Source organism: Actinomadura sp. WAC 06369 (genome assembly GCF_003947565.1).
Taxonomy (GTDB): Bacteria; Actinomycetota; Actinomycetes; order Streptosporangiales; family Streptosporangiaceae; genus Spirillospora; species Spirillospora rifamycini.
In genome coordinates, this window is sequence record NZ_QHJN01000298.1 from 1 (window position 1) to 5,052 (window position 5,052).

The window sequence follows — 5,052 nt, forward strand, 5'->3', positions numbered from 1 at the left end:
GTGCGGGTGCCCGCTTCGACCCGGCGGGCGGGGCCCCGGGGGACGGGCGCCGCGCCCCGGGGTCGGTCTTCGTGTCGATGACCGAGGCGGTGGTGATCTCGGTGTACCAGTACCGGCCGGTCGCGGCGGGCGTCCGCTCGGCCTTGTCGGCGCTCGCCAGCAGGAAGGAGCGCGCGTCGAGCGGCCGGGACGCGGTCGCGGCCGGCGGGGCGGGCGCCGGGCCGCCGCCGACCGCGACGACGGCCCCCGCGGCGGCGCACGCGGCCGCCGCGGCGCCCGCGATCAGCAGGACGGGCCGGCGCGCCCTCGACCGCCGGACGGCCGGTTCCGGGGCGGCCCGCATGATCCGGGCCAGGTCGGCGTCGCGGCGCCGCTCGTGGGCGTCGCGGGCCAGGCCGTCCAGGGCGGCGGGCTTGAGCGCGTGCAGCGCGCGCTCGGCGGTGCTGCGGTTCTGCATGTCGTCTCCGGTGTTCATCGGGCCGCCTCCCCGGCGACCGGTACGGGGCGGGCGGGGGCGGGCGCCGGCGCGGCGTCCAGGGCGCGGGCGAGCCGCCGGCGTGCGCGGTGCAGCCGGACGGCGAAGGCCGGAACCGAGCAGCCCACGACCTTCGCGGCCTCCCGGGAGTCCAGGCCGTGCCAGGTGACGAGGGTCAGGAGCTCCAGGTCGCGTTCGGGCAGCGCCGCGACGGCCTCGAGCGCCGCCGCGCGTTCGACGACGTGCTCGGCGACGTCCCACGCCGCCAGGTCCGCGGACGTGGTGAGCGCCCGGATCCGCTCGGTCAGGGCGCGGCCGCGGCGGCCCCGGTCGTACTGCTTGCGCAGCAGGTTGCGGGCGACGCCGAGCAGCCAGGGCAGGGCGGGGTCGCGGACCTGGTCGAGGCGCCGCCAGGCGATGAGGAACGTCTCGCCCGCGACGTCCTCGGCCGTGTGGGGTTCCGCGTGGGCCAGCGCGTACGCCAGCACGCGCCGGTGGTGCTCGTCGTAGAGCCGCGTGAACCGTGACTCGGGATCATCCACGGAGGACTCCCGTCTGGGGTCGGGATCATGTCGTCACGTAATCCCGCCCGCGGCGCCGCTCTTACAGGCGCGCCCCCGCTTTCTCAGCGGAGCCGCGCGAGCCGCTCGACGGCCGCGTCGATGACCTCGTCCTTCTTGCAGAACGCGAACCGGACGAAGTGCGCGCCCGCGTCGGGCCGGTCGTAGAACACCTGCGTCGGGACCGCGACGACGCCCGCCCGCTCGGGGAGCGCCCGCGCCAGCTCCCTGCCGTCGGTGAACCCCAGGGGCCGGATGTCGGCCTGCACGAAGTACGTCCCCTGCGGCCGGTAGACGTCGAACCCGGCGGCCTCCAGCCCGGTGACGAGCCGGTCGCGCTTGCCCTGCAGCGACTTGCGCAGCTCCTCGACCCAGGCGGTCTCGCCTGCCAGCGCGTACGCGGCGGCCCGCTGGTAGGGGGCGCTGACCGCGAACGTGAGGAACTGCTTCACCGACTGGACGGCCCGGACGAACGGCGCGGGCGCCGTCACCCAGCCGGTCTTCCAGCCCGTGACGGAGAACGACTTGCCGACCGACGACACCGACACCGTCCGCTCCCGCATCCCGTCGAGGGTCGCGAGGGGGACGTGCACGGCGTCGTCGAACGTCAGGTACTCGTACACCTCGTCGGTGACGGCGACGAGGTCGTGCTCGCGGCAGACGGCGGCGATCGTCTCCAGTTCGTCCGGCGTGAAGACCGTCCCGCAGGGGTTGTGGGGCGAGTTCACCAGGATCAGCCGGGTGCGCGGGGTGACGGCGGCGCGCAGCTCGTCCGGGTCGAAGGTGAACCGGCCCTCGACGGGCCGCAGCGTGACCGGCCTGCGGACGGCCCCGGCGAGCGCGACGACGGCAGCGTAGGAGTCGTAGTACGGCTCGAAGACGATCACCTCGTCGCCCGGTTCGGCGAGCGCGAGGACGGACGCGGCGATGCCCTCGGTGGCCCCGACGGTGACGAACACCTCGGTCGCCGGGTCGTACGCCAGCCCGTACCGGTCGAGCCTCTGCGCCGCGACGGCTTCCCTGAGCTCGCCGATCCCGGGGCCCGGCGGGTACTGGTTCGCCCCGTTCCGGACGGCGTCCACGGCGATGTCCAGCATGGCCGCCGGGCCGTCCTCGTCCGGGAAGCCCTGCCCCAGATTGATCGCGCCCGTCCGGACCGCCAGCGCCGACATCTCGGCGAAGATCGTCTCGCCGAATTCCCGCATCCGCTCGACCAGTGGCTCAGTCACGCCACAAGACTAGACGGCCGCCCCGCGCGAGGCCCGGTCCCGCGGGCGCGGGAGGCCGCGGTCAGATCCAGCCCATCTCGCGGGCGGTCTGGACGGCGGCGAGGCGGCCGGACGCGCCGAGCTTGCCCATCGCGGACGACAGGTAGTTGCGGACGGTGCCCTCCGACAGGTGCAGGCGGCCGGCGATGCCGGACGTGTCGGCGCCCGCGGCGATGTGCCGGAGGATCTCGCGCTCCCGGTCGGTCAGCGGGTTGTCGCCCGCCTCCATGGCGGCGGCCGCGAGCTCGGCGTCCAGGTAGCGGCCCCCGGCGTGGACCTTGCGGATCGCGGCGGCCAGCTCCTCGGTGGGGGCGTCCTTCGGGACGAACCCGCGGACCCCGGCGGCCATGGCGCGGCGCAGGTAGCCGGGGCGGCCGAAGCTGGTGAGGATGCACACCGCGCAGCGGGCGCCGGACGAGCGCAGCTCCTCGGCGACGGCGAGGCCGTCCGCGCCGGGCATCTCGATGTCGAGGACGGCGACGTCCGGGTCGTTCGCGGCGACGGCGGCGGCGACCTCGTCGCCGCGGCCGACCTCCGCGACGACCTCCAGGTCGGGGTCCAGGCCGAGCAGCGCGGCGACGGCGCCCCGGATGAGGTGCTCGTCGTCGGCCAGCAGGACCCGGATCACCGCTCCCTCCCGGCCGCCGGGACGGGCTCGGCCGCGGGGCCGGCGTCCCCGGCGGGCAGCGGGACGACGGCCCGCAGCAGGAAGCCGTCGCGGCCGTGCCGTCCGGCGCCGAACTCGCCGCCGAGGACGGCGACCCGCTCCTCCAGCCCGGTCAGGCCCGACCCGGGGGACCCGGCGCCGCGCGCGCGGACGCCGTCGTTGCGCATCTCCAGGACCACGGCATGACCATAGACGGTCAGAGCGACGGTGCAGCGGCGGGCCTCGCTGTGCTTGATCACGTTGGTGGCGCCCTCGCGGATCACCCAGGCGAGCACGGCGCCGACCTCGGACGGCAGGTCCGCCGGGGGCTCGTCGGCCTCGCAGCGGACCCCGGCGGCCTCCAGCACCGCGCGCACCCCGGCCAGCTCGGCGTCCAGCTCGACGGCGCGGTAGCCGCGGACGGCCGCCCGCACCTCCCGCAGCGCCTCCCGGGCGGCGGTGCGGACGTCGGCCATCTCGGCGCCCGCGCGCGGGGGGTCGGTCTCGGCCATCCGCATCGCGAGCTCGCTCTTCACCGCGATCAGCGAGAGGCTGTGGCCGAGCAGGTCGTGCAGGTCGCGGGAGAAGCGGAGCCGCTCCTCGGTGACGGCGAGCCGGGCGACGGCGTCGCGGGCGGCGTACGCCTCCAGGTGCATGTCCCACATGCGGCGCTGGTACCGGTTGACCCACGCGACGAGCAGGCACGTCGCCAGGAAGAGGACGAAGAAGCCGGGCAGGACCAGGTACCAGGTCGGATTCTCGCCCTCGATGCGCCGTCCGGCCGAGATCGTGGAGAGGACCGCGCAGTACGCCGCCGTCCCCGCGCACAGCGCCGTGATCTGGCGGCGGGTCACCGGCGACAGCACCACCGCCGACACCCAGAACGCCGGGATGACGCACCAGACGGGGTTGGTCAGGATCATCGCGCCCAGCCCGGCGGTCACCGCGCCGCTGAGCACGATGTCGCGGCGCGCGGCCCCGCCGTCCAGGCCCGTCCGGACGAGCCGCAGGTAGAACCACAGCAGCAGGCCGAGGCCGGTGACGGCCAGCAGGACCAGGGGCAGCCCGATGTCGCCTTCGGCGTAGGACGGGCCGAGCGCCCCCAGCCCGACGGCCATGAAGGAGACCCCGGCCATCATGAACGACCGCTGCGTCACCTTGCGGTAGCGCTCCAGCCGCACCGCGTTCTGCTCTTCGAGTTCCGCTTTCGTGGCGACCGCCATGGCCGGACCCCCTTCCCCCCGAGTACGGTATCCGCCGCTCAACCGCGGCGCGGCTCCCAGCGGAACCAGCGCTTGGCGGCCTCGGCGCCGAGCGCGGCCCAGACGGCGAGCGCGGCGAAGGACTGGAGGCACGCGGCCCATCCGCCGGCGAAGCCGACCGCGGCGTGCTCGGAGGCGCCCGCGAAGTCCTGCCCGAAGTAGGCGGTCCGGGTGATCTCGACGACCGGGGTCAGCGGCAGCCAGCGGCAGGCGGCGGCCAGGGCGTCGGGGAGCGCGTCCAGCGGGAACATCACGCCGCCGCCCGCCATGCACCCGAACATGATCGGCAGGACGGTGAGCTGGGCGAGTTCGGCGTTCGGGGTGAGCCCGGAGACCGCGAAGGCCAGCAGGGCGAAGACGGTCACTCCGCCTGCGAGGCCGACGAGGAGCAGCAGCGGGTCGGCGGGGAACCGGCCGCCGAACGCCGCGCCGAGCACGACGAGCAGCAGCAGCGCCTGCGCCGCGTACGCCGCGGTCGCAGTGAGGACGCTGCCGCCGCGGATCTCGGCGTCGGACAGCGCGGTGCCGCGCAGCCGCTTGAGGGTGAGGTCCTCGCGGCGGGCGGTGAACACGTTCACCAGGTTCATGAAGACCGCGAAGATGAGGAAGAACGCGAGGTGGCCGGTGCCCTGCAGCAGCGCGCCGTCCACACCGTCGATCTCCTGGCCGCGCATCGGGACCAGCATCGCGATGAACATCACGGGCAGGCCGAAGACGGTGAACAGCGCGGTGCGGTTGCGGTAGAGCAGGACGGCGTCGAACCGCGCGACGCGCGCCAGGGACCGGGGCGACACCGCGGGCGGGGCGAACCGGGGCCGGCGGGGGGCGGCGAGGGTCATCG

5 protein-coding genes and 1 pseudogene are annotated in these 5,052 nt (G+C 75.4%); all 6 read right to left on the reverse strand.

From position 1 onward, the window contains the following. Positions 1–475 (reverse strand): annotated as a pseudogene (locus DMH08_RS38455) (hypothetical protein); the annotation flags it as partial. Continuing rightward, entirely contained in the window at positions 472–1,017 is a 546-nt protein-coding gene (locus DMH08_RS38460) for an RNA polymerase sigma factor (protein ID WP_034521356.1), read from the reverse strand. The gene DMH08_RS38460 and the pseudogene DMH08_RS38455, both read right to left, overlap by 4 nt. An 83-nt stretch (positions 1,018–1,100) precedes the next feature. Continuing rightward, on the reverse strand, positions 1,101–2,264 hold the full coding sequence (locus DMH08_RS38465) for a pyridoxal phosphate-dependent aminotransferase (RefSeq protein ID WP_026405807.1): 1,164 nt from the start codon (positions 2,262–2,264) through the stop codon (positions 1,101–1,103). A 61-nt stretch (positions 2,265–2,325) separates the two neighbouring features. Further along, positions 2,326–2,931 (reverse strand): response regulator transcription factor, encoded by a 606-nt coding sequence (locus tag DMH08_RS38470; protein WP_026405806.1) that lies wholly within the window; start codon positions 2,929–2,931, stop codon positions 2,326–2,328. Next, positions 2,928–4,172 (reverse strand): sensor histidine kinase, encoded by a 1,245-nt coding sequence (locus DMH08_RS38475; protein WP_199748218.1) that lies wholly within the window; start codon positions 4,170–4,172, stop codon positions 2,928–2,930. Before DMH08_RS38475 ends, DMH08_RS38470 begins: the two co-directional genes overlap by 4 nt. Before the next feature lie 38 nt (positions 4,173–4,210). Next, positions 4,211–5,052, reverse strand: an 842-nt coding sequence (locus tag DMH08_RS38480; RefSeq protein ID WP_125621163.1) for an ABC transporter permease, incomplete at its 5' end; no start/stop codon positions are given.